Genomic DNA, 24490 nt, shown 5'->3' on the forward strand with positions numbered 1-24490 from the left:
CCGGCGGATCGGCCGGGCCGGCCGCCCCGACCAGCACCGGCTCGGGTGCGGCGGCGGTCGGCTCGGCGGCCACCACGCGGCGGCGCAGCACCAGCCGGGTGACCAGCATCGGCACTTCCATCACGAGGAGCAGCACGAGCAGGTAGAACATCAGCGCGAGCCACAGGTAGCCCGGCCAGGCCAGCCAGTAGAGCCCGGCCTGCGTCCCGGCGAGGGTGACCGGCACGAGAAGCGCCAACACCAGCGCCGCGATCCCGCCGACGCGCCGCCAGCGGCCCGGCGTGGTGGTGTCCCGGACGAGCCGCTTCCACAGGTAGAGGTGGATGAGGCCGGTGACCAGCGCCAGAACGGCCACGAACCCCAGAACCGCCAACATCTGTGCGCCTCCCTCAGCCGCCCGCGAAGGGTGGCAGGACGTCGATCGTGGCCCCGCCCGGCAGGGGTGCCTCACGATCATGACAGGTGACGCCGTTCACGAGGAAACTCGCGACCCGCAGCACGGCGGCGAGACGGTCGCCGTGCCGCCGGGCCAGATCGGCGGTGAGGTCGTTGAGCGACCGCCCGGCGGGGGTGCGCTCCTCGGCGCGGCCGGCGGCGGCGCGTGCCCCGGCGAAGTAGCGGACGGTCAGCGGCGTCGGGTCCACGTCTCAGCCCCCGATCGCGGACATCGGACGGGCCGGCTGGAGGAAGGTGGGGTCGTCGATGCCGTGCCCGGCGCGTTTGCCCCACATGGCGGTGCGCCAGCGTCGGGCCAGTTCCTCGTCGTCCGCACCGCCGCGCAGCGCGGCGCGCAGGTCGGACTCCTCGGTGGCGAAGAGGCACGCCCGGACCTGGCCGTCGGCGGTCAGACGGGTGCGGTCGCAGTCACCGCAGAAGGGGCGGGTGACGCTGGCGATCACGCCGACCCGGGCCGGGCCGCCGTCGACCAGCCAGGTCTCCGCCGGGGCGGCGCCGCGTTCGGTCGGGTCGGGGCTGAGGTCGAATTGGGTACGCAGGGCCGCCAGGATCTCCTCGGCGGTGACCATCGTGCTGCGGTCCCAGCCGTGCTGGGCGTCCAGGGGCATCTGCTCGATGATCCGGAGCTGGTAGCCGTGGTCGACGGCGAAGCGCAGCAGGGCCGGCGCCTCGTCCTCGTTGACGCCGCGCATCAGCACCGAGTTGATCTTCACGGGGTTGAGGCCCGCGGCGGCGGCCCCGGCGAGCCCGGCGAGCACCGCGTCCAGCCGGGGGCGCCGGGTGAGCTGGGTGAACCGGGCCGGATCGAGCGTGTCCAGTGAGACGTTCACCCGGTCCAGACCGGCGGTACGCAGCGCCGGGGCGAGCCGGTCCAGGCCGATGCCGTTGGTGGTGAGGGAGATCCGTGGACGGGGCTCGACGGCGGCGACCGACGCCACGATGTCGACCAGGCCGGCCCGGATCAGCGGCTCGCCGCCGGTGAACCGCACCTCGGTCACCCCGAGCCGCTCGACGGCCAGCCGGACCAGCCGGACGATCTCCGCGTCGGTGAGCAGCTCGGGGCCGGCCAGCCAGGGCAGACCCTCGGCCGGCATGCAGTAGGTGCAGCGCAGGTTGCACTTGTCGGTCAGGGACACGCGCAGGTCCCGGGCGACGCGGCCGTACCGGTCGACGAGGACGCCGTCGGTACGCGGGGCGACGCTCACCTGTCGACCGTAGCGCGCTCGGCCCCGCCCAGGGCGGCGCGGGCGTTCTGGACGACCGCATCGCGGTAACCGCCGCCGAACAGCGCGGTGTGCACGAGCAGCAGGTGCAGTTGGTGCAGCGGCACCCGTTCGCGCCAGCCGGCCGACAGCGGCCAGCTCTCCCGGTAGGCCGCCAGCACCGTGTCCAGGTGCGGGACGCCGCCGAAGAGCGCCAGCTGGGCGAGGTCCGTCTCGCGGTGCCCACCGTGCGCGGCCGGATCGACCAGCCAGACCCGGTCGTCGGCGCCCCACAGCACGTTGCCGGGCCACAGGTCGCCGTGGACGCGCGCCGGCGGCTCGTCGCCGCCGAACTCGCCCAGCCGGCCCATCACCTGCTCGACCAGCGCGGCGTCCTCGCTGGTCAGCGCGCCGCGGTCGACCGAGCGCCGCAGGTAGGGGGCGAGCCTCCGGTCGGCGAACCACGTCGACCAGGGACCGTCTTGGGCGGTGTTGTCCTGCGGGAGCGCCCCGATGAAACCGGGCCAGGGCGCACCGAAGGCGGGCGCGCCGGCCCGGTGCAGATCGGCCAGCTCGCGGCCGAAACGCTCGGCCGCCTCCATCGTCGGCTCGCCGGGCTCCACCCAGTCGAGCGCCAGCAGGTCGGGCAGCGCCACGATCACCTCGGGTACGCCGATCGCGTCCGCCTCCCGCAGCCAGCGCAACCCGGCCGCCTCGGCCTCGAAGAAGCCCTCCGGCACCGGCCGGTCGGACCGCTCGGGCCAGGACTTGGCGAAGACGGAGTGGCCGTCGTCGAGGGTGAGCCGGGCGGCGGCGCAGATGTCCCCACCGGCGACCGGTGTCTCCCGGATCCGTTGGTGGGTCCGGAACGTCGGCAGGTGTGCCGGGTGCGCGCGCAGGTACGCCAGGTCCATCAGCGCACGGTAACCGCTCCCCATGACACGTCGGTGCCGTGTGGGCACATCGGAACCCGTCTACCTGGAGGAACACGCTGCGTAACTGTGGATAAGCCGCGTGTCGTCCACAGGGGCAGCGGGGGTGGACGCGCCGGTCGCAGGCTCCCGACATGACCTCGACCGAACGTCCTCAGCTCGCCGTCCGCTCACCCGCCGACCTGATCGCCGCCGTGCCGTACCTGCTCGGCTTCCATCCCGCCGACAGCGTGGTCGCGGTGGCGCTGCGCGGCCGGCAGATCATCTTCGCCGCCCGCGCCGACCTGCCCGACCCGTCCGCCGACCCGGTCGAGCGGGCCCGACACCTGGCCGGGGTGATCAGGCGGCAGGGCGCGGAGGCCGCCACCGTGGTCGGCTACGGGCCGCCCGAGCGGGTGACGCCGAGCGTGGATGCCGTACGCGTCGCCCTGGCCGGCGCCGGACTGGAGGTGCTCGACGCGCTGCGGGTGACCGACGGCCGGTGGTGGTCCTACCTCTGCACCGAGGCGGACTGCTGCCCTCCCGAGGGTCGGCGCTACGACCCCGCGGCCAGTCAGGTGACGGCCTCGGCGGTGTTCGCCGGCCAGGTCGCACTCCCCGACCGGGCGGCGCTCGTGGCGCAGGTGGCGCCGTTGGACGGCGACGTCCGGGACGCGATGCGCGCCGCCACCGCACGCGCCGAGCTGAGACTGACCGAGCTGGTCGAACAGGCACCCGCGAGTGACCTGCTCGGCGGTCGGGCACTGCGCTCCGCCGGGATGACGGCGTCCGTGAGGCGCAGCGCGCGCAGCGGCGGGGCGTACGACTCGACGACGACGGGGTGGCGTGGCTGAGCGTGCTGCTGACCCACCTGCCGGTCCGGGACCACGCCTGGGAACGCACCGACGGTCGGGACGGGGACATCGCCCTCTGGACCGAGGTGCTGCGCCGGGCCGAGCCGGAGCTGACCGCCGCGCCCGGTGCGCTGCTGGCGTTCGCGGCCTGGCGGGCGGGGCAGGGGGCGTTGGCGGCGGTCGCGTTGGAGCGCGTGCTGGCCCTGCACCCTGACTACTCGCTCGCCCTGCTCCTGGACGACCTGCTCCGGCGCGGCGTTCCCCCATCCGACTTGGACGGTTGGCCGTCGGTCGGGATGCCCGGCGTGGTCCGCCCGCGCAGGCGGAGCCGACGTGGCCGCCGCTGACCGGCGCCGCCGAATGCTCGGTAGTACCGCCGGTGCTACCGAAGTTGGTAGGCTGACGGCCATGACCGTGAAGCGCTCCGTGAGCCTCCCCGACGACGTGGCGGAGTGGCTCGACCAGCAGCCCAACGTCTCGGCAGCGATCACCTCGGCGGTGCGGGCCCAGATGGCCGGTGTGCACCTGCACGAGGTGCTGCGGCGAGCCGGCATCGAGGTGACCGAGGCGGGCCGGGCGCGGTGGCGTGAGCGGTTGGCGGCCCCCATTCCGGCGGACGCCCTGGCTGAAGGGCGCCGGATGTTGGGACGTGCCGGATGAGCGATCGGATCGCGGCGGTGTTCGACGCGTCGGCGTTGACGGCCTACATCGAGGGCAACATCTCGGTGGGGGAGTTGATGCTGGAGGTCGCCGATGAGGGCCAGCAGGTGGCCGTCCCGGCCGCCTGTCTGGCGGCCGCCATCGCGGGTGCGGGCGACGAGGTTGGCGCCGCGCTGCTGGCGCTGATGGTGAGTGCACCGGTGATCCGTGTGCTGCCGCTCGATGCCGACGGCGTGCACGACACGGGCACGTTGGCCCGCAGGGTGAATGATGACATCTCGCTCGGCCATGCCGCCCAGGCCGCACTCACCCACGAGGCGCACTATGCGACCACGCAGCCCAGGATGGCGGCGAAGGTCCTACCCACCAACTGGAGCGTCCTCGACCTGACCTGACCTGCGACAGGGAGGTGCCATCGGAGCCTAGCTGACCGGGCCGATGTCCCTCGCCAGCCCGACGAAGCTCGCCCAGGCCGCCGGCTCGAAGGTCAGGGTGCCGCCGTCGCGGTCCTTCGTGTCGCGGACGAGCACGACCCCCGGCAGGTTGTCGGCCACCTCGACGCACGCCCCACCGTTCGAGCTGCTGCGGGTGCTCTTGCGCCAACGGGCGCCGGTCAGGTCATCCATGCTCGCGCTCTCATCAGGTCGATGGTCAGGTCTCGCGGTAGCGCTAACGACCTAACGCTATCCCAGACCGCCCACAGCGGAGCAACGTCATTACTGATGCGCCCGGCGGCCTGGTCGTCGAGGTAGCCGACCTCGCCGCCGTCCGGGGTGCTGGCGATGACGAACGGTCCGGCCTGGCCGGGGTGGAAACCGGCCGTGAGGGGGAGCACGTGGACCATGACGGACGGTCGCTCGGCGAGTGCCATCAGGTGGTCGAGCTGGTCGGTCATGATGTCGGGTCGTCCCCGGCGCAGCGCGGCCTCGTCGATCACGAAGACGGTCAGCGGCGGGCGAGGCCGATCGAACACGGCGGCCTGCCGGCGAAGGCGGGTCTCCACATGTGCCTCCAGATCGTCGTCGGCCCAGAGCCCGCTGCTCAGCACCGCTCGCGCGTACGCCTCGGTCTGTAGGAGGCCGGGCAACACGGCGGACTCGTACCAGCGCAATCCGACCGCCTCGCGCTCGATGTCCGTCCAGGGCCGGAACCACGCCGGCTCTCGCCGCTTGAACAGGTCGGGCCACAGGTCGCCCTCGTCGCGGCCGAGGACCGCCGCCACCTTCGACCGGTGGCGAGTCTGCGGAATCCGTCCCGGGTTCGCCCACTTGGCCGCCGTCTTGGGGTCCACGCCGATCTGAGCCGCCAGACCGTCGGCCGTCAAGCCGGATGCCGACATCGCCTCGACAACTGCCCGGTTCATCCAAGACCCCTCCCGTACGTCCGGAACGTCCACAGGAGATATTGCTACGCAGTGTATTCGACTCGCAACCCTTGGAAGTCTGCCAACCATGCTGGACAAGCCGAAGCAGACGATGAAGGCCGGCGACCTCGTCCGCCTGACTCGCGCCGCGAGCCCGCAGTTCGTCCAACCCATCACGGTCCGGATCATCCGCGAACTCACCGACCGCCACACCTACCACGGCTGGACCTGGATCGAGGCGTACGAGCTGGGACCGGACGGCAACGCACGAGCCAAGCGGGAGTTGTTCGTACTCCGCGAAGGGGTCCACCTTCTGCCGACCGGGCAGGTCCGGCGCGTTTCCGTGCGGGTGGGCTAGATGACCGGCCGCACCGAGCACCCCGTCCTGAAGCCCGCGTGGCGCTGCCGGACCTGCGGAATCGCATGGCCCTGTTCGGCAGCGAAACTGCGCCTGCTCGGCGAGTACCGCGGTCGCCGCGACGAGCTGGTCGAGCACCTGAAGGCACTTCAGGCCGAGGCGACCGTGCAACTCACCGAGCTGAACGGCGGCGCGCCTCCGGGCTGCCTGACCGAGCGTTTCACCGGCTGGGCACAGGCGCGATAGCCGTCCGCCGACTTCGCCGGCGTCCGTCGAACGATGTACGCGTCTCTCCTGTTCACGGCCGAGGCGGCGGGGTCGCCGCTGTCGAACAATGGTTGCGTGACCGATCTACGCACGGGTACGACATGACCGCCGGGTTGCTGCTGTCGCTGGCTGGGTTGGCGCTGATCGACAGCACCAGCATCGGCACCCTCTTCATCCCGGTCTGGCTGCTGCTCGCGCCCGGGCCGGTCAGCGTCCGGCGGATCCTGAGCTACCTGGCGACGATCGCCGCGTTCTACCTCGCGGTGGGGCTGCTGCTCGTCTGGGGTGGCAGCCGCCTGGCCGACGCGCTGGGCGGTGCCCTGGACAACCGTGTGGTGCTCTGGGCGCAACTCGCCCTGGGGGTCGCGATGTTCGCGCTCAGCTTCCGCTACGACGGAAAACGACGCCCGCGCAGCGGTGGGGTGTTGCGCTGGCGGGACCGGGCCACCTCCGGCGACTCGTCGGTCCGGTGGCTGGTCGGTCTCGCGCTGCTCGCCGCGTTGGCCGAGGTGGCGACCATGTTGCCGTACCTCGGCGCGGTAGGTCTGCTGGCCACCTCGGGTGTCGGTCCGGTGGCCGTGGTGGGGCTGCTGGCCGGGTACTGCCTCGTCATGGTGGTGCCGGCGGTGCTGCTGCTGGGCGCCCGGGTGGCGCGACCGGCGTTGGTCGAGCCGGTGCTGGCCCGGCTGAACACCTGGATCAGCACGAAGGCGGGCAGCGCGTTGGGCTGGATCCTCGGCATCGCCGGTTTCCTGGTCGCCCGGGACGCCGCTGTCCGGCTGGACCTGTTCAGCCTGCTCGATCGCTGAACGTCAGGCCGTCTGCGCCACGCTGATCCGTTGCGGGCCGGCGTAGACGTTCATGGTCCGGCCACGCAGGAAGCCGACCAGCGTCATCCCCGCCTCGTCGGCCAGCTCCACGGCCAGGGTGCTCGGCGCGGACACCGCGGCGAGCAGCGGCAGGCCGGCCATCCACGCCTTCTGGGTCAGCTCGAAGCTGGCCCGGCCGGAGACCAGCAGCAGGTACCCGGCCAGCGGCAGCCGCCGTTCCCGCACCGCCCAGCCGATCACCTTGTCCACCGCGTTGTGCCGGCCCACGTCCTCCCGGAGCACCACCAACTCGCCGGCGGGAGTGAAGAGCCCCGCCGCGTGCAGCCCGCCGGTGCGGTCGAAGCCGCGCTGGGCGGCCCGCAGCCGATCGGGCAGCTCGGCGAGGAGGGTGGCCGGCACGGTGAGCGGGTCCGCCGCGACCGGAAACAGCGACCGGGTGCGGACCGCGTCGATGCTGGCCTTGCCGCAGACACCGCAGGAACTGGTCGTGTAGAAGTTCCGGGACGGGTCGGTGGTCGGCTCCGGTACGCCCGGGGCGAGCACCACGTCCACCACGTTGTACGTGTTCGGCGTCTCCGCGCCGGCGCAGAGCTGCGCCGTGTGCACGTCGTCGGTGGACCGGATCAGCCCCTCGGTGAGCAGGAACCCGATGGCCAGGTCCAGGTCGTCGCCGGGGGTGCGCATGGTGACGGCGAGCGGACGGCGGCGGCCGGGGCCGGCAGCTCCGACCCGGATCTCCAGCGGCTCCTCCACGGCGAGCGTGTCCGGCCGGCGGACGGATCCACGCCCGTCGGCCGTCGCGTCCAGGTCGATCCGGAGTACGCCCCGTCGGTCAGTCGCCCGTCCCATCCCGCCATCCTGCACCCCCCGGCGGTACGCCCGCACGGCCACCGGCCATCGCGCACCCGCCTCCGGCCACCGATGTGGTGACCGCGCGGCTACCGTGGCCGGGTGGGGTCGTACGCCGCCGTGGTGCTCGCGGGTGGGGCCGCCCGACGGATGGGTGGGGTGGACAAGCCCGCGCTTCCGGTCGGCGGCCGGTCGATGCGTGACCGGGTGCTGGCGGCCGTTGCCGATGCCGCGCCCCGGGTGCTGGTCGGCCCGGCCGAGGCCGTCCCGCCAGGTGTGCGGATCACCAGGGAGGATCCGCCCGGTGGGGGGCCGGTCGCCGCGACGGCCGCCGGGCTGGCCCTGCTCGATCCCGACACGACCCGGGTCGCGTTGCTCGCCGCCGACCTGCCGCTGCTCACCCGCGCCGCGATCGGCGAGCTGCTGGCCCACCTCGACCCGGACGGCCGTCGAGCGGCGTCGGAGGGCGCCGCGGAGCCGGGACGTGGCGCCGGCCCCGCCGGGCCACAGCGGCCGTTCGACGGGGTGTGCTTCGTCGACGCCGACGGTCGGCGGCAGTCGCTCTGCGGAGTGTGGCGGGTCGCCGCACTACGCGCCGGGCTGGACCGGCTGACCGCGGAGCGCGACGGCGACCTGGCCGGGGCATCGGTGCGGGCGCTGCTGGGCGGTCTCCTCGTCGGGGAGGTGCCCTGGGGCGGTGCCGGCCCGCCGCCCTGGTTCGACTGCGACACTGACGAGGACGTACGCCGGGCGGAGGAGTGGGTGCGATGACCGTGCTGGACGACTGGGTCACGGCGGCCTGCGCCGAGCTGGACCTGGACGCGACCCGGGTGCCCGTGTCGGCGGTGCTGGACGTGGCCCGCGACGTCGCCCACCAGGTGCTGCGACCGGGCGCGCCGGTCAGCGCGTACCTGCTCGGGTTGGCGGTGGGCCGCGGTGCCGACCCGGCGGACGCCGCGGCGCGGCTCAGCGCCCTCGCGGCCAGCTGGCCGATCGAGCTGGGCGCCGACCGCCCCGACCCCGGGCCGGTGTCCGATCCCGGTCCGGGCTGACTCGACCTCCGGACGGCGTGGGTAGGGTGACCGTGACGGACGGAGGCGATCATGACGGCTGACCACCCCTCGGCCCCGGACGGTGAGCTGCCTGGCGGCGCGGCGGAATCGATCCTGCTCGACGAGCCCAGCACCACCGACCTGCGGGCCAAGGTGACCGAGGCGTGGCAGGAGTTCGCCCGCGCGCTCGCCGTACGCCTGCGGGAGTTGCCCGCGGGCGCGCACCTTGAGCTGACCCTGGATCCGACCGCCTCCGGGACCGGGGACGCCGTCTACTCGATCAGCGTCGACGTGGACGGCGCCGGCGGGCTCTCCGCGCGGGCGGTCGGCAACGCCGCCCTGCCAACGGGCTACCGGTTGGATCGCGCCGCGGTGGCGGACATGATCGCGCTCGGCTGGTCTCCGCCCGGGGTGGTCACCGGCTCGGGCAACTCCTTCGGCCTGGACGGTACGACGGCGGAGGCGACCCGGGTCGCCGCGCTGCTCTCCCGGACGCTGCGCGACGTCTACGGCGCCCCGCACCCGGCCTTCCTCGTCTACCTGGTGCAGGACGCCGAGGGCGAGCCGCTGGCCGTTGAGCCGCTGGGTACCGCGCGCAGCGAGTTCGGCCCGGACGCCGACGTCGAGGCCGACCTGGAGGAGGCGCTGGCCGAGGCTGCCGCCGCGCAGGTGGAGCGGGACGACGTGCTCGACCTCGCCGACCGGGTGCGCACGGTGGTCTCCACCATGCTCAAGTCCGACACCGACCGGTTGCAGGTCGACTCGGACGGCGACATCACCATCCGCGCCGGTTCGGCGATGGTCTTCGTCCGGGTGCGCGACAACCCGCCCCTGGTGGACGTCTTCTCCCCGGTGCTCACCGAGGTGGAGCCGACCGAGCGGCTGTACGTCAAGCTCTCCGAGCTGACCAACCGGATGCCGATCGGCCGGCTCTACTGCGCCGACGACACGGTCTGGGCGTCCATCCCGGTGTTCGGCCGCAACTTCCAGGCCACGCACCTGATGCTGGCCGTGCAGGTGATGACCGGCCTCGCGGACGAACTGGACGACCGGCTGCACGGCGAGTTCGGTGGCAAGCGGTTCTTCGGCGAGGGTGACAAGCCGGTCCGCCGCGACGAGGCGAACCACCACACCGGCATGTACCTCTAGGAGACGTCCAACAGCGTCTTGCCGACCGTCGCGCGCGCCTCGATGGCGGTGTGCGCGTCGGCGGCGGTTGAACCAGGCTTGAGGTCAAGCCCCGGTGGACGGGCCGACGCCCGGGGATTCCACCAGCCGGGACAGGACGATGGTGCTGCGGGTGGAGGTCACGAAGGACTCGGCGCGCAGCCGCTCCAGGGCCGCCTCCAGGTGGGAGATGTCGGCGGCGCGCAGGTGCACCAGCGCGTCGGCCTCGCCGGAGACGGTGTACGCGCCGACCACCTCCGGGTGTCGGCGGGCGGCCACCCCGATCTGCGCGGGGGTGGTCCGACCGGCGCAGAACAGCTCGACGAACGCCTCGGTGGTCCAGCCGACGGCGGCCGGATCGACCACGGCCGTGAATCCCCTGATCACGCCGGTGGCCCGGAGCCGGTCGACCCGACGCTTGACCGCTGGGGCGGAGAGTGACACCCGGGTGCCGATGTCGGCGTACGACGCACGGGCGTCGGCGACGAGCAACGCAATGATCCGCTGGTCTACCGCGTCTATCTGCAACGTTCCGCCTCTGGGAAGCAACGGTTGTGGCTGTTACCAAAGTTCTACGGTACCTACTCTTGGTGACCGTGAACCAGCAGCGAGTCCCGCGAAAGCGGACATATCTCATGTGCTCGCCCGAGCACTTCGCGGTCGAGTACGCGATCAACCCGTGGATGGACATGACCACCCCGGTGGATCGGGAACTGGCCGTCAAGCAGTGGGACCGGTTGCGCGAGACGCTGGTCGGCCTCGACCACGAGGTGCACCTGCTCACCCCCGAGCCGGGCCTGCCCGACATGGTCTACGCCGCCAACGGCGCGTTCGTGGTGGACGGCAGCGTCTACGGCGCCCGCTTCAAGCACGAGCAGCGGGCCGCCGAGGCCGCCACGCACCACGCCTTCTACGAGTCGCAGGGCTGGCGGTTCATCGCGCCGAGTGAGACCAACGAGGGCGAGGGTGACTTCGCGTACGTGCCGGAGGCGCACGGCGGTCTGATCCTGGCCGGGCACGGCTTCCGTACCGAGATTCCGGCGCACGCCGAGGCGCAGGAGGCGCTGGGTCGACCGGTGGTGTCGCTGCGCCTGATCGACCCGCGGTTCTACCACCTCGATGTGGCGCTCGCCGCCATCGACGACTCGAACGTCGTCTACTTCCCCGGGGCGTTCTCGGCGGCCAGCCAGCGGGTGCTGACCCAACTCTTCCCGGATGCGGTGCTCGCGGACGACGAGGACGCCATGGCCTTCGGGCTCAACCTGGTCAGCGACGGCGCGAACGTGGTGCTCAACAGCGAGGCCACTCGTCTGGCCGGCAAGCTCAAGGCCGCCGGCTACAACCCGGTCCCGGTCGAGTTGGGCGAGCTGAAGAGGGGCGGCGGCAGCGTGAAGTGCTGCATCGCCGAACTGCGGCACTGACCCGAGCACTGCCGCGTACGTCAGGGGCCGATCTCCCGTGGGGAGGTCGGCCCCTGATTCCGCTGCGGCGGGCGGTCAGCCCAGCGTGGCCAGCTCGTTGATCAGCACGTTCGACATGACCTGACCGTCGCGCTGCACCTCCCGCAGGTACCACTTCTGCTGCGGGGTACGCGGCTGGTTGAACTGCCAGATCCCGCGCGGGCTGTCGATCTGGCCGATCTTGCCCAGCGCCAGGTTGACCTGCTGCGGCGTCGGCTTCCCACCGGTCAGCTGGATGGCCTGGTCGAGCACCTGCGCCGCGTCGTACGACGCCATGGCGTACGTGGTGGGCGTGACCTGGTACTTCTTGCGGTACGCCGAGGCGAAGACCCGGTTGGAGGTGTTGTTCAGGTCGGCCGAGTAGTTCAGCGCGGTCTGGATGCCCAGCGCGTGGTCCTTCAGGCTCTCCAGCACGGTGCCCTCGGTGAGGAAGCCGGGTGCGTAGACGGGGCCGGAGAACTTCTCGCGCAGCTGCTTGATGAACTCCACCGCGGCGGCGCCGGCGTAGAAGCAGAAGACCGCCGTCGGCTTCTTGGCCAGTGCCCTGTTGATGTCCACGGTGAACGCGGTCTTCCCCGGGTTGGGGTTGGCGCTGGTGTAGGTCACCGGGTCGGCGATCCGCGGGTCGGTGGCGCCGAACTCCTGCCGGAAGCCCCGCACCACGTCCGGGCTGCCGACGTTCTCCGGCATGATGATCGCGATACGGCCGTTGGCCGGGAGTTGATCGCGCAGGTAGCGGCCCAGCGCCCGGCCGGCCTCGTCCAGCACGTAGGACGTCCGCCAGATGTAGAAGACGCTCTGTAGGCTGCTCGGCGAGGCGTTGGAGCCGATCAGGGGGACCCGGGCCTGCTCCACGGTGTCCCGGATGCCGACCATCACCGCCGAGTTGACGACCCCGGTGAGCGCCAGCACACCCTGCTTGAGCAGTTCGTCGACGGCGGCCTTGCCGGTCTTGGCGCTGTCACCCTCGTCGGCGGTCAACAGGTTGACCGGGTGCCCGCCCAACCGCTGATCGTGCAGGTCGAGGAAGAGCTGGAAGCCGTTGGTGATGTCGTCACCGATGCTCTTCAGTCCGCCGGCCTGGGGCGTGATCAACCCGATCTTGATCGGGCCCCGGTCGGCCGCGGGCTGGGCGTCGGTGTCGGAGCCGCATCCGGCGGCGAATCCGGTGGTACCGAGCGCGGCCAACAGTTGGAGCGCCCGCCTGCGATTCATCTGCGACACCGAGTTCCTTTCCAGGAGCGTTGCAGGGCAGAACTCACCGCCCCTCCGGCGTTCTACCTGCTCCGCGACGCTGCGTCAATGGCTAGTGATCATCGTGCAGGGACCGCAACACATCGAGGACCCGGGGCCAGGCCGAGGACTGCGGGTCGATGAGCCCGAAATGCTCGTGTCCGGGCAGTTCAAGAAGGGAAATATCGGATCCTGCGGCACGAGCTGCCACGACGAAATCGCGGCTCATCGCCACCGGCACCTGCCGATCCTCCGAACCGTGTACGACTACCGTGCGTGTTCGTACGGGCACCAACATCCGTGGATCTGCCGCCGCGTACCGATCCGGGACCTCGTCCGGGCCGCCACCGAGCAGCGCCGCCACCGCGCCGGAGTCCAGATCCCGCCGGTACGCCTCGCCCAGGTCGGCCACCGGGGCCAGGGCCAGCACCCCGCCCACCGTGGTCGGCGCGGTGGCCGCCACGTACAGCGCCAGGTGGCCGCCGGCGGAGTGCCCGACCAGAAGCGGCGCACCCCGGGTGACCCGGCCGGGCAGCGCCTCGGCGGCCAACCCGGGCAGCGCGGCGACGCCGTCAGAGCGTCGGTCAGCGTGCCCGGCCAGCCACCGCCGGGCTGCCCGGTGCGCCGGTACTCCACCTGCGCCACCGGGTACCCCAGCGCGGCGAGCGCGGCGGCCAGCGGCCCGGTGTGCCGCCGGTCGTACTCGGCCCGCCAGAAGCCACCGTGCACCACGACGACCAGAGGCCGGGCCGGTCCGGTGCCCGCCGGGAAACGCAGGTCGGCAACCTGGTCCGGGTGATCGCCGTACGCCACGGTGCGGTCGGGCTCCGGGGCGGGCCGGGTCAGCACGGCACGCGGGTCGGCAGGCATGGCGCGACGGTAGCGCGCCCCGCCCGGGTGGTTCGGCCCCGGTAGTCGGTCCCGCCCGGCATGGGTTGCGTCCCCTGGGTAAAGATGGACCCCATGACCGAAGCGCGCTCCGCTGGACAGAACGACGAGCCCGGCCCCGACGAGTCCGGCCACTCCGGCACCGTTGTGGTGGTCGGCCCGGACGGCCGGCCGATCGGCACGATGCAGACCGACGAGGGCCAGGGCGAGGACCCGACCCGCCTGGTCGAACAGCCGGCCAAGGTGATGCGGATCGGCAGCATGATCAAGCAACTGCTGGAGGAGGTGAAGGCCGCACCTCTGGACGACGCCAGCCGTAACCGGATGCGGGAGATCCACGAGCGCTCGATCGTCGAGCTCAAGGAGGGCCTCGCCCCCGAGCTGCGCGACGAGCTGGAACGCATCTCGCTGCCCTTCACCGAGGACAAGGCCCCCAGCGAGGGCGAGCTGCGGATCGCCCACGCCCAGCTCGTCGGCTGGCTGGAGGGCCTGTTCCACGGCATCCAGGCGGCCCTGGTGGCCCAACAGATGGCCGCCCGGGTCCAGTTGGAGCAGATGCGCGGCGGCCGGCAGGCCCTGCCCAGCGGCCCCGGCGGGATGGTCCCCGGGATCCCGGGCATCGCCCAGCCCGGCGGTGGCGAAGGTCACAACACCGGCCAGTACCTCTGAGCGACCCGCTCAGTCCACCCCGAAGAGCTTCTCCAGATACGCCGCCACGCCGTCCTCGGTGTTCGCCGTCGTCACCTCGTCGGCGACCGCCAGGACGGCGCGGTGCGCGTTGGCCACCGCCACACCGCGCCCGGCCCAGGTGAGCATCGGCAGGTCGTTGGGCATGTCGCCGAAGGCCAGCACGTCCGCCGCGGCCACGCCGAGGCGGTCGCAGTACCAGTCGAGCCCGGCCGCCTTCGTCACCCCCGCCGCGGAGATCTCCACCAGGCCGGAGTTCGACGAGTGCGTCGCCTCGGCCAGCCCGGTCACCGCCGCGGCCACCAGCGCGGCGAAGGCGTCCGGGTCCTGCTCGCCGGCCCGGGCGAGCAGCTTCACCGCCGGGACGGACAGCAGCTCCTCCGGCGTGGCCACCGGCCGGATCGCCTCGTGGTCGGCGTCCCAGCGCAGCGGGTACTGCGTCTCGTGCCGCATTTCCCGGCTGTCCAGGATCTCCACCGCGAAGCTGATCCCGGGCACCTCCGCACGCAGCCGCTCGGCCACCTCGGCCAGGTGCTGCGGGGCGAGCGGGTCGGCGCGCAGCACCTCGTCGCGGACCGGGTCGTAGACCACGGCGCCGTTGGCGCAGACCGCCGGTAGCGGCTCGGCGAGCTGGTCGTACACCATCTTGAGCCAGCGGACCGGGCGGCCGGTGACCAGCACGACCGGCGTGCCCCGCGCGGAGATCCGCGCGAGCACGTCGGCGGTGCGCGGGCTCACGGTGTGGTCGTCGCGGATCAGTGTGCCGTCGATGTCGGTGGCGATCAGGCGGGGCGTCTCTCGCATCACCGGGACAGTAGCCGGTCCAGGTACACGGCCACTCCGTCGTCGTCGTTGCGCAGGGTCACCTCGTCGGCGGCGGCACGCACGGCGGGGTGCGCGTTGGCGACCGCCACCCGGGACCAGCCGGCCCACTCGAACATTGGCAGGTCGTTGGGCATGTCACCGAAGACCAGGACGTCGGCCGGGTCCACCCCGAGGCTCTGCGCCACCACCGTCAGCCCGGTCGCCTTGTCCACACCCGGCGGGCAGATCTCGATGAAGCCGAGCCCGGCCTGGGTGAGTGTGGCGACCTGTGGCGAGATGATCCGGCGGGCCACCGCCAGCAACTCGTCCACGTGCTGGTCGGCGGTCCGGGCGAACGCCTTGATCACATCGCAGGAGAGGCATTCGTCACGGGTACGTGCCTCGAACCGGTCCTGGTAGGGCCAGCTCTCGTGGTAGTCCCCCCAGAGCGGGGCGTCGTGCTCGTCGGACGCTTCGACCATCACCGTCAGCGGGCCGACCTCGGCCTCCAGGTCGGTGAGCAGCCGAGCCAGCACCTCGGCGGGCAGCCGCTCGTCGCGGAGCACCACCGGGCCGCTCGGGTCGCTCTGGTCGACCACCCGGCCGCCGCCCGCCATCACCAGGAAATCGGCGGCGCGGATGTCGTTGCGGGTCAGCTCGGTCAACCGCGGGCCGCGTCCGGTCGCGCCGACCACCGGAATTCCGGCGGCCCGCACCCGGTCGAGCACCCCATGGGTGTACGCGGAGACGGTGTCGTCGCTGCGCACCAGCGTCCCGTCGAGGTCGGTCGCGATCAGCTTGGGTAGTCCCGGGCGGGTCATCGTTCCTCCTTCGCCCGCCGCCGTCGCAGCCTGCCGTACCGTTCTGATGTCGAGACCCAGCGTGACGGCGGGCAGCAACCGTACCTCGGGGGCCGGGTCGCAACTATGGCTTCCAGGCGAATCGGGCACCAACGACCGGCGCCCGTCGGGTGGACCCGACCTCCGCGCGGGTCGCCGCTCAGGCGGGGTGTTCCGGGCGGGCGAACGGTGTGGCCGAGGTGACCGTCAGGTCGGCCGGCGCCGGCAGGCCATCCTCCGCCTCGACCGGGTCGCGCTGCCGGCGGCGCCAGCCCCACCCCGCCGACGCGTCCCCGGCCTCCTCGTCGTCCACCGGCGCGGACGGCGCCAACCGCAGGGCGGCCGCGAACAGGACGCAGGCGACGAACGCCATCACCAGACCGCGGCCGTACTCGGCCCGGAAACCGTCCTGCGGCGAGTAGAAGAAGTTCCGCTGGCCGGGGTCGTTGAGCGTCGCCGTGGCCGCGACCAGCAACGCCAGCAGCGCACCGGCCAGGGTGAGCCCGACCAGCCGGGCGTTCTGCCGGACCGCCGCCGTGCCCCGCAGCGCCAGTGCCACGGCGCAGACCAGGACGAGCAGCCCGACCAGGTAGCCCACGCCGAAACCGCCGATCTCGGACACGCCGGCCGGTACCTCGATCGAGCTGGTCCCCTCGGGGCCACCGTTGGGCAGGGTCATGACCAGCCACTCGCCGACCATCGACGCGACACCGGCGACCGCGCCGAGCCCGGCGGCCAGCAGCGGCAGCCGAGGATCCCGGGTGAGACCGGTCAGGGACCGGCGCAACCGCCGGGCCGGGGCCGGGGCCGGGGCCGGATCGTCGGCACCCCACTCGATCACGGCCGGGCCGTCGGATCGGTCGCCCTGCCGGGGAATCGGCAGTTCCTCGGACATCGGCCATCCCTCCGCCGGTCACGGGCCTGCGTCGAATCATGGCACAGTCGGCTGCCCGTGACGGGGATCGCAGGGCGGGCGTCGGTGCCGGTCGGTCGCCCGGCCGTCCCGTTTCCGCTAGCGTTCTGCTCATGCCAATCCGTACCGCTTCAGCACAATGGCAGGGCAACCTCACCGAGGGCTCCGGCACCGTCCGCACCGGTAAGGGCGGCCTGTCGGGCAACTACTCCTTCAAGTCGCGCTTCGAGGAGGGCGAGGGCACCAACCCCGAGGAGCTGATCGCCGCCGCGCACTCCGCCTGCTTCTCGATGGCGTTCTCCAAGGCCCTCGCCGACGCCGGCTCGACGCCCACCTCGGTCGAGACCACCGCCAAGGTCCACCTGGACAAGACCGACGCCGGGATGACCGTGACCCGGATCGAGTTGGAGACCGTCGGCCAGGTGCCGGGGATCGACGACGCGGAGTTCCAGAAGCTCGCCGAGGCCGCCAAGGCCAACTGCCCGATCTCCCGTCTGCTCTCGCCGGGCGCCGAGATCACCCTCACCGCGCGCCTGGCCTCCTGAGCCGGACGACCCCACACACCGCACGTTCACGGAAAGGAACTCCCGCCCGATCACGGGCGGCCGCTCCCTTTCCGTGAACGCGCGGATCCCGGCCACGGCCGTTCAACAGCTCCGGGCCGGGCGCCGCCGCGTCGGGCACAATGGGCGAGGTGCCGGTGGAGATGAGCCGTGAGCGCTTCGAGGAGTTGGTCGGCGAAGCCCTCGACGAGGTGCCCGAGGAACTGCTCGGCGTGATGAACAACGTGGTCATCCTGGTCGAGGACGACCCACCACCGGGCGACTCCGACCTGCTCGGCCTCTACGAGGGGCACGCGCTCACCGATCGCGGCTGGGACTACTCCGGCGTGCTACCGGACCGGATCTTCATCTACCGCCGTCCGATCCTGCGCATCTGCGACAGCGACGAGGACGTCATCGACGAGGTGGCGGTGACCGTGGTGCACGAGATCGCCCACCACTTCGGCATCGACGACGCGCGACTGCACGCGCTGGGCTGGGGCTGAACCGGCCGCCGCACCGCCGAACCCGCCGCGCCGCCGCGCCGCTCAACCGATGGTCCGTGGTTGCCGTGGTCGCCTACCGTCGGTGCAGCGAACGCGACCCTATTCAGGAGGCCCTTAGATGCGCAGCGAGCTGTTCTCCGCGGAGAATCTGGAGAAGGAGTCCGCGCAGCCCGGCATGCGGCTGCAGAACTCCAAGATGTTGAAGATCGAGCTCAACGGTGAGGCGATGGCCCGGGTCGGGTCGATGGTCGCCTACCAGGGCAACGTCCAGTTCCAGGCGCTGGGCTCGGGTGGGCTCGGCAAGTTCCTCAAGCAGAAGCTCACCGGCGAGGGCGTCCCCCTGATGAAGGTCTCCGGCCAGGGTGACGTCTTCCTCGCCGAGCTGGCCAAGGACGTGCACATCATCGACCTCGAGCCGGGCGACGCCCTCTCCATCAACGGCTCCAGCGTGCTCGCCTTCGACTCCACCCTCCAGTACGACATCAGGATGGTCGGCGGCGCCGGGATGGCGTCCTCGTCCGGTCTGTTCAACTGCGTGTTCAGCGGCCACGGCCGGATCGCCATCACCACCAGGGGCACCCCTGTGGTGCTCAACGTGGACGCGCCCACGTACGTCGACCCGCAGGCGGCGGTCTGCTGGTCGGCCAACCTCCAGACCGGCTACCACCGCCCTGAGCAGCTCGGCCTCGGCACGTTGCTCGGCCGTCGTACCGGCGAGTCGTTCACGATGAGCTTCGCCGGCCAGGGCTTCGTGGTGGTCCAGCCGTCCGAGGAGCCGCCGATCATGGGCAGCGGCCAGCAGCAGCAGGAGGGCGGTCTGCTCGGCGGTCTGCTGAGCTGACCACGCCGGTGCGGGCGTTTCCCGGCGCACCGGGACGCCCGCACCCCTGCGGTCAGCTCAACTCGCCCGTGCGCAGCCGGGCCAGCCAGGCCGCCGCGTCGGCGTAGTCGACGTCGGACAGGCCCGCCGGCGCCGGCACCGGCCGCTCAGCCGCCGCCTCGGTCCAGCGGTGCCGGGGGTACGAGCCCAGGAAGCGGACGTCGGCGCAGACCCGGCGCAGCCCCTGCAACGCCTCGCCCAGCCGTACGTCGGCCACGTGCCCGGTGCAGTCCAGGAAGAAGACGTACCGGCCCAGGGCCTCGCCGGTCGGCCGGGACTCGATCCTGGTCAGGTTGACCCCCCGGACGGCCAGCTCCATCAGCACCGACAGCAGCGCGCCGACCCGGTCGTGGGCGATGTAGACCGCGAGCGAGGTGAGATCGTCGCCGGTCGGCGGCGGGGGCGGCCCCGGGCGGGAGACCAACGCGAACCGGGTCACCGCGTCGGGATGGTCGGCGATCTTGTCGGCGAGCACGGTGAGCCGGTGCCGGGTCGCCCCGATCGGCGCGCAGATCGCGGCGTCGTACTCGCCGGACCCGGCGCCGGCGGCCGCCGCACCGTTGGAGAGCACGTCCACCACCACCGCGTCGGGCAGGTGGTCGCGCAGCCAGCCCCGGCACTGGTTGGACGCCTGCGGATGCGCCGCGACGACGCGGACCGAGGTCAGCGAGGTGCCCGGCCGGGCGCCGAGCACGAACTCCACCGGCAGGACCACCTCCCGGGTGATCACCAGTGGTTCGCCCTCGGCCATCTCGTCGAGGGTGACGCCCACCGCGCCGCCGATCGAGTTCTCCAGCGGCACCAGCGCGGCGTCCGCGTCCCCGGCCCGCACGTGGTCCAACGCCTCCCCGACGCTGCGGGCAGGCGTACGAGTGCCGCGTTCGGCGGCGGGGACGGTACGCAGGGCCTGCTCGGCGAAGGTGCCCTCCGGACCGAGGTAGACGAAGCGCGACGGTGGTGTTCCCGGCATGTCGACCAGCCTACGCACCTGGTCCGATGACCGGGCCGGCGTCGCAGGCGAGCGTCCGGATCCCGGCCGGGCCGGTGGCGCGTACCTCGATGGTGCACACGTCGGTGCCGGCGGTGACCAGCTGCGGCGCGGCCGGTCGACCCCGGGTGACGACCTGGAGCTCCTCGTGCCCGGTCACCTCAAGGACCGTGTACTGCCATCCGGCGGCGCAGAGCGGCCCGGTGCGGACCTGGACCCGCACGTTGGGTGGAAGCACATGGGCCTGGCCGCGCAGCAGTTGCACCACCCGCTGTCCGGTCGGCCCGTTCCGGCAGGCCGTCGCGACCAGCCCGGCGTCCGGGGTGGCCGACGGCGTGTGGAACGGCGGGACGGACGGCGGCGCGGTGGTGGGCGTGGCGCCGGGAGTGCGCGTCGGGGCTGCCGTCGGGGCTCCGGTGCCGGTCGGCAGCGCGTCCGGGTCCCGTAGTTCGGGTGGGGCGCCGCAGCCGGTCAACGCGCCGATCGTGAGCAGCGCGAGCGCCGCCGGCAGCGCGGTGCGTGACATCGCCCGCGACGGGGTGGACGCGCGGCGGAGGGGGGTGAACGGCACGGGCCGATCCTCGGGACATCGGAGAATTTCTTCGCGGCCGGGGTGGCCGAGCCCATCGTAGGGGGAGCGGCCGTCCGGGTGAAGCTCAGCCGAGGATGCGGTGCCCGGCGCGCTCCAGCGCGGCCGTGCCCTCGGCCAGCCGGACGGCCGGCACCAGCACGTAGTCGGTGTCGAACGTGGAGAAGGTGACCACGCTGACCCGCGCCTCGGCGAGCGGGTCGACCAGCGCGGACAGGGTGCCGGTGCCGGCCAGGTCCGCCGGGCCGACGACCCGTAGGCAGCGCCACACGGTCTCCACCACGGCCTGCGCGGGCACCCGGTCGGTCGGGCAGATCACCGAGATCCCGTCGGCGGTCCAGCTCACGGTGACCACGTCGGCGCGGTCCAGCCCGTTCGACAGCTCGTCCGGCAGGGCGGCGTCGGCGGCCAACCGGCACACGGCGTACTCCCCCGGCAGCAGAGCGATATCGAGCATGAGGGCACCCTACGGTCTCGGTACCGACCGGCCCCAGCATTGCCGCGTGCGGCGAACGACACACTCCGCCGCAGGTCAGACCTCGGAGAAGAAGGTGAGGGAGCCGGCCACCGCGCCGTCCGCGTGCACCGGCGTGGAGATCGCGTCGACGGTCGCGTCGGAGCTGTCCGCCGAGGCGGCCTGCACCCGGAGCAGCCCGCGGGCGAGCCGACCGGAGGAGAGCGCCAGCAGGGGCGGGATCTTGTCGATCTCGGCCTCGGTCAGCTCGCCCCGGTTGGCGGTGAAGTCGAGCAGGCGCAGCCCGCCGTCGAGCAGCGGCCGCCCGATCAGGCCGTCCGGCTCGCCCAGGCAGAGCAGCTCGCAGCCGGCCGTGGAGATCGCCACCACCCGGGTGTCGGCGTCGATCAGCAGGCAGGGCTCGTCTGCGCGGCACACCGTCGAGGACCACTGGCCGAAGTTGTCGAGCTCCGGCTCTGTCGAGGCCCGCGCCGATGGCACGAACACTTCCGAGAGCGAAAGTTCGACGTGGGCCACCGAGCCTCCTATGTACACCGACGGACTGTCCACGCTAGCGGGTCGCCGACAGAACCACCGAGCGCACCGGGTCGCCGACCGCTCCGACTCAACGAAGGCGACCGGTGACGGGCGCGGGAGCCGGTGGGGTGAACGGGGGGACCGGAGCCGCGTGGCGTCGCCGGTGACGTTACCGGCGGTGGGCCGGCTTGTCAGCGGCCGTTCGGCCCTCCTCGTACCACCGGTAGTCGGCCGTTGGACGGTACGTGCCGTTCAGCCAGGTCCCGGGGTGCTGTGCGACCCGGGACAACTTCTCGGCGGTGGCCGGGCTGATCCGGCTGCCGCCGGCCACGAGGAGCCGGTCCAACTCCCGGTGGGTGGCCATCAGACAGTCCTTCGGCAGGCCGTAGACGCTGATCACGCCGGAGCCGACGAACGTCAGCACCGGGGTGACCGGGACGGGCAGCCCCACGGCGTCGGACAGGGCCTTGCTGGCACGCTTGGCGTCCCGGCGGGCCTCGGCCACGTACGGCGGCCGCTTGCCGTTGATCTGTACGACGTCCCCGGCGACGAGCACGCGGGCCCGGCCGTGGTCGGCGATGGTCACCGCGAACAGGCCACTCGGACCGATGGCGAGGAACCCGGCCCGCTCGTCCTGGGTGCGGTCGAGCAGGACGTCCGTCACGTCGGTGCGGGGCCACTCGATGACGTGCCAGGCTGGCCCGAGATGGTCGAGTTGGCCCAGCGCCCGAGCCCCGGCCGCCTCCAGCCGACGGGCACCCCGCTCGGCCCGACGACGGCGGGCCCATTCGAGCGGTGTCGGACGGACCGGTGCGAGAGCCCCGGGCGACTCGACGCGGGGGTGGGGCACCGCGACGGGCGGCAGTGCCCGAGCGGACGGTACGGCTCGTCGTGCGGGAAAGACAGTCATCGCGACCTCCGGCAAAAGGTCCCTCGAAGTTATGTCCTCACTACCCTACGTTGCCACTCCCGGTGTTCGGCAAGCCGGAGCGCCGGAGTGACTGTGGATGAATGCCATATTCATCCACAGTTCTTTTCTCGGATGCCGCCAAACCCTGCCCTACGCTGCGGGAGTGACCAACTACGTCGACAGTGAGGTCGGCCGGCTCGGTACCGTCCTGCTGCACCGGCCCGGCCCGGAACTGGCCCGGCTCACCCCCCGCAACAACGACTCGCTCCTGTTCGACGCGATCCCCTGGGTGGGACGCGCCCAGGAGGAGCACGACGCGTTCGCCGCCGCGCTGCGCGAACGCGGCGTCGAGGTGCTCTACCTGGCGACCCTGCTGACCGAGACGCTGGCCGTCGCGGACGCCCGAGCCGAACTCACCGAGCAGGTGCTGCGTTCCCGGCGGCTCGGCGACACCCTGCGCGCCCGCGTCGCCGACCACCTCTCCTACCTCGACCCGGCCGCCCTGGCCGACGTGCTCACCGCCGGGCTGGCCCACGAGGAACTGCGGATCAGCTCGGAACGGCCGGGCGGGTTGGTCTACACCCTGATGGACAGGCACGAATTCGTCATCGACCCCCTGCCCAACCTGCTGTTCACCCGGGACTCGTCGCTGTGGATCGGCGACCGGGTCGGGGTCACCAGCCTCGCCATGCCGGCCCGCCGCCGCGAGACGACCCTCACCGACGCCATCTACCGCCACCACCCGCGCTTCGCCGGCACCGAGTTCGTCTACCGGCCACACCTGGAGCACCTGGAGGGCGGGGACGTCCTGCTGCTCGCCCCCGGGGTGCTGGCCATCGGCGTCGGCGAGCGAACCACCCCGGCCGGAGCGGAACGCCTCGGTCGGCAGGTCTTCGCCGCCGGGCTGGCCCACACCATCCTGGTGGTGCCGATCGCCCAGCAACGCGCCACCATGCACCTGGACACCGTCTGCACGATGGTCGACGCCGACGCCGTGCTGATGTATCCCAACATCGCCAGCACGCTCTCCGCGTACACCGTGATCGCCGGCACGGACGGCGAGGACCCGCGGGTGGGCGGCCCGGCGCCGTTCCTGCGGGCCGCCGCCGACGCGATGGACCTGGACCAGCTCCGGGTCATCGACACCGGGCTGGACCCGGTCACCGCCGAACGCGAACAGTGGGACGACGGCAACAACACCCTCGCCCTGGCGCCCCGGCTCTGCGTCGGCTACGAACGCAACACCGAGACCAACGCCCAGCTGGAGCGGGCCGGCATCGAGGTGATCCCGATCGCCGGATCGGAGCTGGGCTCCGGCCGGGGCGGCCCCCGCTGCATGTCCTGCCCGATCACCCGCGACCCGCTGCCCGTCGCCGGGTGAGCGGGATGGCCGCGCTCAGCGCAGGGTGAGCTGGCGGCCGAGCAGCCCCTGCCGGGCGCGCCGGGCGGCGGCGTCCAGCGGGTCGGTGGCGGCGAGCGCCTCGGCGTACCGCTTCGCGAACTGCGCGACCGGGTCCTCCCAGTCGGTCGCCGGAGTCTCCTCCGGCAGATCCCAGACCGGCACCAGACGACCGTGCGCGCGGAACATGCCGGCGAACTTCGTCTGCTCGCCGAGCGTCAGCGAGCCGGCCGCGCCGAGGCGGGCCAGCGCGTCCAGGGCGGCGTCCTCGTCCTCCGGCAGCACCCAGCGCACGTGCGCCTTCTCCGGGACCTGACACCAGTAGGCGGCCTTCGCCGCGGTCAGCCGCACCGTCGGGTAGATGGCCGCGTTGGCCCGCTCCAGCGACGCCTGGACGGTCGGGTCGTCCGCCGCACCGGGGTCGAGCCAGAACTCGAACCCGTCGTGCATGCTGATCTCCAGCGGCCCGTCCACGAGGATGTCCTGCAGGCGGGGGCCGGGGCCGGGCAGCGGAGGAACGGACACCTGACCGCCCGGCTCGGTCCGCAGCGCGCACAGCAGCGCCTCGGCCAGGTCCCGCGACACGTCGCCGGACTGCTGGTGACGTTGCAGACCGATCAGCACCCGACCGTCCGGCTTGGTCACCGCAGGGGCGGCCATCGGCAGCACGGTGGCCAACGTGGCGGGCCGGTCCCCGAATTCCTCGACCAGGGCGGGCGCCAGTCGCAGCGGCGCGGAGGCGGCGGGCACCAGCTCGCGCAGCGCGATCCACTCGGGCTCGTCGACCAGCCCCTCGAACGGTCGGGGCACGAAGATGTCCCGCACCTTGTCCCGACGGGGGGCGGTGTCGGCGGCGGCGCGCTGGCTCTTTCGACGCTTGCTCACGGCGTCA

Annotated in this window: 31 protein-coding genes and 3 pseudogenes; 15 read left to right on the forward strand and 19 right to left on the reverse strand. The window is 72.6% G+C overall.

The features are described from left to right. From JNW91_RS09660 to JNW91_RS09675, 4 genes and pseudogenes are all read right to left on the reverse strand, one after another. Positions 1-376, reverse strand: a pseudogene (locus JNW91_RS09660) (metallophosphoesterase); the annotation flags it as partial. Positions 377-389: 13 nt separating this feature from the next. After that, complete coding sequence (locus JNW91_RS09665; RefSeq protein WP_203174543.1) at positions 390-644, reverse strand: MoaD/ThiS family protein; 255 nt, start codon at positions 642-644, stop codon at positions 390-392. A 3-nt stretch (positions 645-647) separates the two neighbouring features. After that, a complete protein-coding gene (moaA, locus tag JNW91_RS09670; RefSeq protein ID WP_203174544.1) occupies positions 648-1661 on the reverse strand; it encodes a GTP 3',8-cyclase MoaA in 1014 nt (337 codons plus the stop codon). Beyond that, positions 1658-2572: a fructosamine kinase family protein gene (locus JNW91_RS09675; protein ID WP_203174545.1), complete on the reverse strand. Its 915-nt coding sequence runs from the start codon at positions 2570-2572 to the stop codon at positions 1658-1660. The genes moaA and JNW91_RS09675 overlap by 4 nt, the downstream gene beginning before the upstream one ends. Before the next feature lie 152 nt (positions 2573-2724). Here JNW91_RS09675 and JNW91_RS09680 point away from each other — a divergent pair. From JNW91_RS09680 to JNW91_RS09690, 3 genes and pseudogenes are all read left to right on the forward strand, one after another. Then, positions 2725-3770, forward strand: a pseudogene (locus JNW91_RS09680) (DUF4192 domain-containing protein). Positions 3771-3831: 61 nt separating this feature from the next. Next, positions 3832-4083 (forward strand): hypothetical protein, encoded by a 252-nt coding sequence (locus JNW91_RS09685; protein ID WP_203174546.1) that lies wholly within the window; start codon positions 3832-3834, stop codon positions 4081-4083. Between the two features lie 17 nt (positions 4084-4100). Beyond that, positions 4101-4478 carry a hypothetical protein gene (locus JNW91_RS09690; RefSeq protein ID WP_309244302.1) on the forward strand — a complete coding sequence of 126 codons (378 nt, stop codon included), beginning with the start codon at positions 4101-4103 and terminating at the stop codon, positions 4476-4478. Between the two features lie 27 nt (positions 4479-4505). On the opposite strand, the gene JNW91_RS09695 is transcribed toward JNW91_RS09690, so the two are convergent. Beyond that, positions 4506-4709, reverse strand: coding sequence for a DUF397 domain-containing protein (locus JNW91_RS09695; protein WP_203174548.1), 204 nt, complete (start codon positions 4707-4709; stop codon positions 4506-4508). Next, positions 4697-5446, reverse strand: coding sequence for a DUF5753 domain-containing protein (locus tag JNW91_RS09700; protein ID WP_203174549.1), 750 nt, complete (start codon positions 5444-5446; stop codon positions 4697-4699). Before JNW91_RS09700 ends, JNW91_RS09695 begins: the two co-directional genes overlap by 13 nt. An 88-nt stretch (positions 5447-5534) precedes the next feature. Between JNW91_RS09700 and JNW91_RS09705 the strand changes: the two genes are divergently transcribed. The 3 genes from JNW91_RS09705 (at position 5535) to JNW91_RS09715 (ending at position 6880) form a co-directional block, all read left to right on the forward strand. Next, on the forward strand, positions 5535-5804 hold the full coding sequence (locus JNW91_RS09705) for a hypothetical protein (RefSeq protein WP_203174550.1): 270 nt from the start codon (positions 5535-5537) through the stop codon (positions 5802-5804). Next, entirely contained in the window at positions 5805-6050 is a 246-nt protein-coding gene (locus JNW91_RS09710; protein ID WP_203174551.1) for a flavin reductase, read from the forward strand. 122 nt (positions 6051-6172) lie between these two features. Next, positions 6173-6880 carry a GAP family protein gene (locus tag JNW91_RS09715; RefSeq protein ID WP_203174552.1) on the forward strand — a complete coding sequence of 236 codons (708 nt, stop codon included), beginning with the start codon at positions 6173-6175 and terminating at the stop codon, positions 6878-6880. A 3-nt stretch (positions 6881-6883) separates the two neighbouring features. On the opposite strand, the gene fdhD is transcribed toward JNW91_RS09715, so the two are convergent. Continuing rightward, positions 6884-7750 carry a formate dehydrogenase accessory sulfurtransferase FdhD gene (gene fdhD / locus JNW91_RS09720; protein ID WP_203174553.1) on the reverse strand — a complete coding sequence of 289 codons (867 nt, stop codon included), beginning with the start codon at positions 7748-7750 and terminating at the stop codon, positions 6884-6886. 102 nt (positions 7751-7852) lie between these two features. Here fdhD and mobA point away from each other — a divergent pair, with 102 nt between their 5' ends. From mobA to JNW91_RS09735, 3 genes are read left to right on the forward strand one after another with little or no spacing between them, the layout of a single operon-like run. Further along, a complete protein-coding gene (gene mobA / locus JNW91_RS09725; protein ID WP_203174554.1) occupies positions 7853-8521 on the forward strand; it encodes a molybdenum cofactor guanylyltransferase in 669 nt (222 codons plus the stop codon). Next, on the forward strand, positions 8518-8802 hold the full coding sequence (locus JNW91_RS09730) for a DUF6457 domain-containing protein (RefSeq protein WP_203174555.1): 285 nt from the start codon (positions 8518-8520) through the stop codon (positions 8800-8802). Before mobA ends, JNW91_RS09730 begins: the two co-directional genes overlap by 4 nt. A 51-nt stretch (positions 8803-8853) precedes the next feature. Then, on the forward strand, positions 8854-9951 hold the full coding sequence (locus JNW91_RS09735; RefSeq protein ID WP_203174556.1) for a T3SS (YopN, CesT) and YbjN peptide-binding chaperone 1: 1098 nt from the start codon (positions 8854-8856) through the stop codon (positions 9949-9951). An 84-nt stretch (positions 9952-10035) separates the two neighbouring features. Here the strand turns inward: JNW91_RS09735 and JNW91_RS09740 are convergent, their stop codons facing one another. Beyond that, a complete protein-coding gene (locus tag JNW91_RS09740) occupies positions 10036-10497 on the reverse strand; it encodes an Lrp/AsnC family transcriptional regulator (RefSeq protein ID WP_203174557.1) in 462 nt (153 codons plus the stop codon). 59 nt (positions 10498-10556) lie between these two features. Between JNW91_RS09740 and ddaH the strand changes: the two genes are divergently transcribed. Continuing rightward, complete coding sequence (gene ddaH / locus JNW91_RS09745; RefSeq protein WP_407664297.1) at positions 10557-11390, forward strand: dimethylargininase; 834 nt, start codon at positions 10557-10559, stop codon at positions 11388-11390. A gap of 75 nt (positions 11391-11465) precedes the next feature. Here the strand turns inward: ddaH and JNW91_RS09750 are convergent, their stop codons facing one another. Both JNW91_RS09750 and JNW91_RS09755 read right to left on the reverse strand, forming a co-directional pair. Then, positions 11466-12653, reverse strand: coding sequence for an ABC transporter substrate-binding protein (locus JNW91_RS09750; protein WP_203174559.1), 1188 nt, complete (start codon positions 12651-12653; stop codon positions 11466-11468). A gap of 53 nt (positions 12654-12706) precedes the next feature. Next, positions 12707-13532, reverse strand: a pseudogene (locus tag JNW91_RS09755) (alpha/beta hydrolase family protein). A gap of 84 nt (positions 13533-13616) precedes the next feature. On the opposite strand from JNW91_RS09755, the gene JNW91_RS09760 reads away from it, so the two are divergent. After that, positions 13617-14219 (forward strand): bacterial proteasome activator family protein, encoded by a 603-nt coding sequence (locus JNW91_RS09760; protein WP_203174560.1) that lies wholly within the window; start codon positions 13617-13619, stop codon positions 14217-14219. Between the two features lie 9 nt (positions 14220-14228). Here the strand turns inward: JNW91_RS09760 and JNW91_RS09765 are convergent, their stop codons facing one another. From JNW91_RS09765 to JNW91_RS09775, 3 genes are all read right to left on the reverse strand, one after another. Beyond that, the gene (locus JNW91_RS09765; protein ID WP_203174561.1) at positions 14229-15041 is read right to left on the reverse strand and encodes an HAD family hydrolase; all 813 of its coding nucleotides are present in this window, start codon (positions 15039-15041) and stop codon (positions 14229-14231) included. Continuing rightward, complete coding sequence (locus tag JNW91_RS09770; RefSeq protein WP_203174562.1) at positions 15041-15862, reverse strand: HAD family hydrolase; 822 nt, start codon at positions 15860-15862, stop codon at positions 15041-15043. Before JNW91_RS09770 ends, JNW91_RS09765 begins: the two co-directional genes overlap by 1 nt. A 178-nt stretch (positions 15863-16040) precedes the next feature. Then, a complete protein-coding gene (locus tag JNW91_RS09775) occupies positions 16041-16775 on the reverse strand; it encodes a hypothetical protein (RefSeq protein ID WP_203174563.1) in 735 nt (244 codons plus the stop codon). Positions 16776-16906: 131 nt separating this feature from the next. Between JNW91_RS09775 and JNW91_RS09780 the strand changes: the two genes are divergently transcribed. The 3 genes from JNW91_RS09780 to JNW91_RS09790 all read left to right on the forward strand — a co-directional run bounded on the left by JNW91_RS09780 (position 16907) and on the right by JNW91_RS09790 (position 18682). Then, complete coding sequence (locus JNW91_RS09780; RefSeq protein WP_203174564.1) at positions 16907-17338, forward strand: OsmC family protein; 432 nt, start codon at positions 16907-16909, stop codon at positions 17336-17338. A 155-nt stretch (positions 17339-17493) separates the two neighbouring features. Beyond that, positions 17494-17841 carry a metallopeptidase family protein gene (locus tag JNW91_RS09785; protein ID WP_203174585.1) on the forward strand — a complete coding sequence of 116 codons (348 nt, stop codon included), beginning with the start codon at positions 17494-17496 and terminating at the stop codon, positions 17839-17841. A 118-nt stretch (positions 17842-17959) separates the two neighbouring features. After that, complete coding sequence (locus JNW91_RS09790) at positions 17960-18682, forward strand: AIM24 family protein (protein WP_203174565.1); 723 nt, start codon at positions 17960-17962, stop codon at positions 18680-18682. Between the two features lie 52 nt (positions 18683-18734). Here JNW91_RS09790 and pheA read toward each other — a convergent pair whose 3' ends face one another. The 5 genes from pheA to JNW91_RS09815 form a co-directional block, all read right to left on the reverse strand. Beyond that, positions 18735-19691, reverse strand: a complete 957-nt coding sequence (gene pheA / locus JNW91_RS09795; protein WP_203174566.1) for a prephenate dehydratase — start codon at positions 19689-19691, stop codon at positions 18735-18737. 10 nt (positions 19692-19701) lie between these two features. Next, a complete protein-coding gene (locus JNW91_RS09800; RefSeq protein WP_407664298.1) occupies positions 19702-20220 on the reverse strand; it encodes a hypothetical protein in 519 nt (172 codons plus the stop codon). Positions 20221-20365: 145 nt separating this feature from the next. Further along, positions 20366-20755, reverse strand: coding sequence for an ACT domain-containing protein (locus JNW91_RS09805; RefSeq protein WP_203174567.1), 390 nt, complete (start codon positions 20753-20755; stop codon positions 20366-20368). 75 nt (positions 20756-20830) lie between these two features. Next, positions 20831-21289: a hypothetical protein gene (locus JNW91_RS09810; RefSeq protein WP_203174568.1), complete on the reverse strand. Its 459-nt coding sequence runs from the start codon at positions 21287-21289 to the stop codon at positions 20831-20833. Positions 21290-21458: 169 nt separating this feature from the next. Beyond that, positions 21459-22199 (reverse strand): hypothetical protein, encoded by a 741-nt coding sequence (locus JNW91_RS09815; protein ID WP_203174569.1) that lies wholly within the window; start codon positions 22197-22199, stop codon positions 21459-21461. A gap of 163 nt (positions 22200-22362) precedes the next feature. Between JNW91_RS09815 and JNW91_RS09820 the strand changes: the two genes are divergently transcribed. Then, positions 22363-23580, forward strand: coding sequence for an arginine deiminase (locus tag JNW91_RS09820; RefSeq protein WP_203174570.1), 1218 nt, complete (start codon positions 22363-22365; stop codon positions 23578-23580). A 15-nt stretch (positions 23581-23595) separates the two neighbouring features. Here JNW91_RS09820 and JNW91_RS09825 read toward each other — a convergent pair whose 3' ends face one another. Then, on the reverse strand, positions 23596-24483 hold the full coding sequence (locus JNW91_RS09825) for a DUF5926 family protein (protein WP_203174571.1): 888 nt from the start codon (positions 24481-24483) through the stop codon (positions 23596-23598). Between the last annotated feature and the right edge of the window lie 7 nt (positions 24484-24490).

This window comes from Micromonospora parastrephiae (genome assembly GCF_016802865.1).
Classification (GTDB): domain Bacteria; phylum Actinomycetota; class Actinomycetes; order Mycobacteriales; family Micromonosporaceae; genus Micromonospora; species Micromonospora parastrephiae.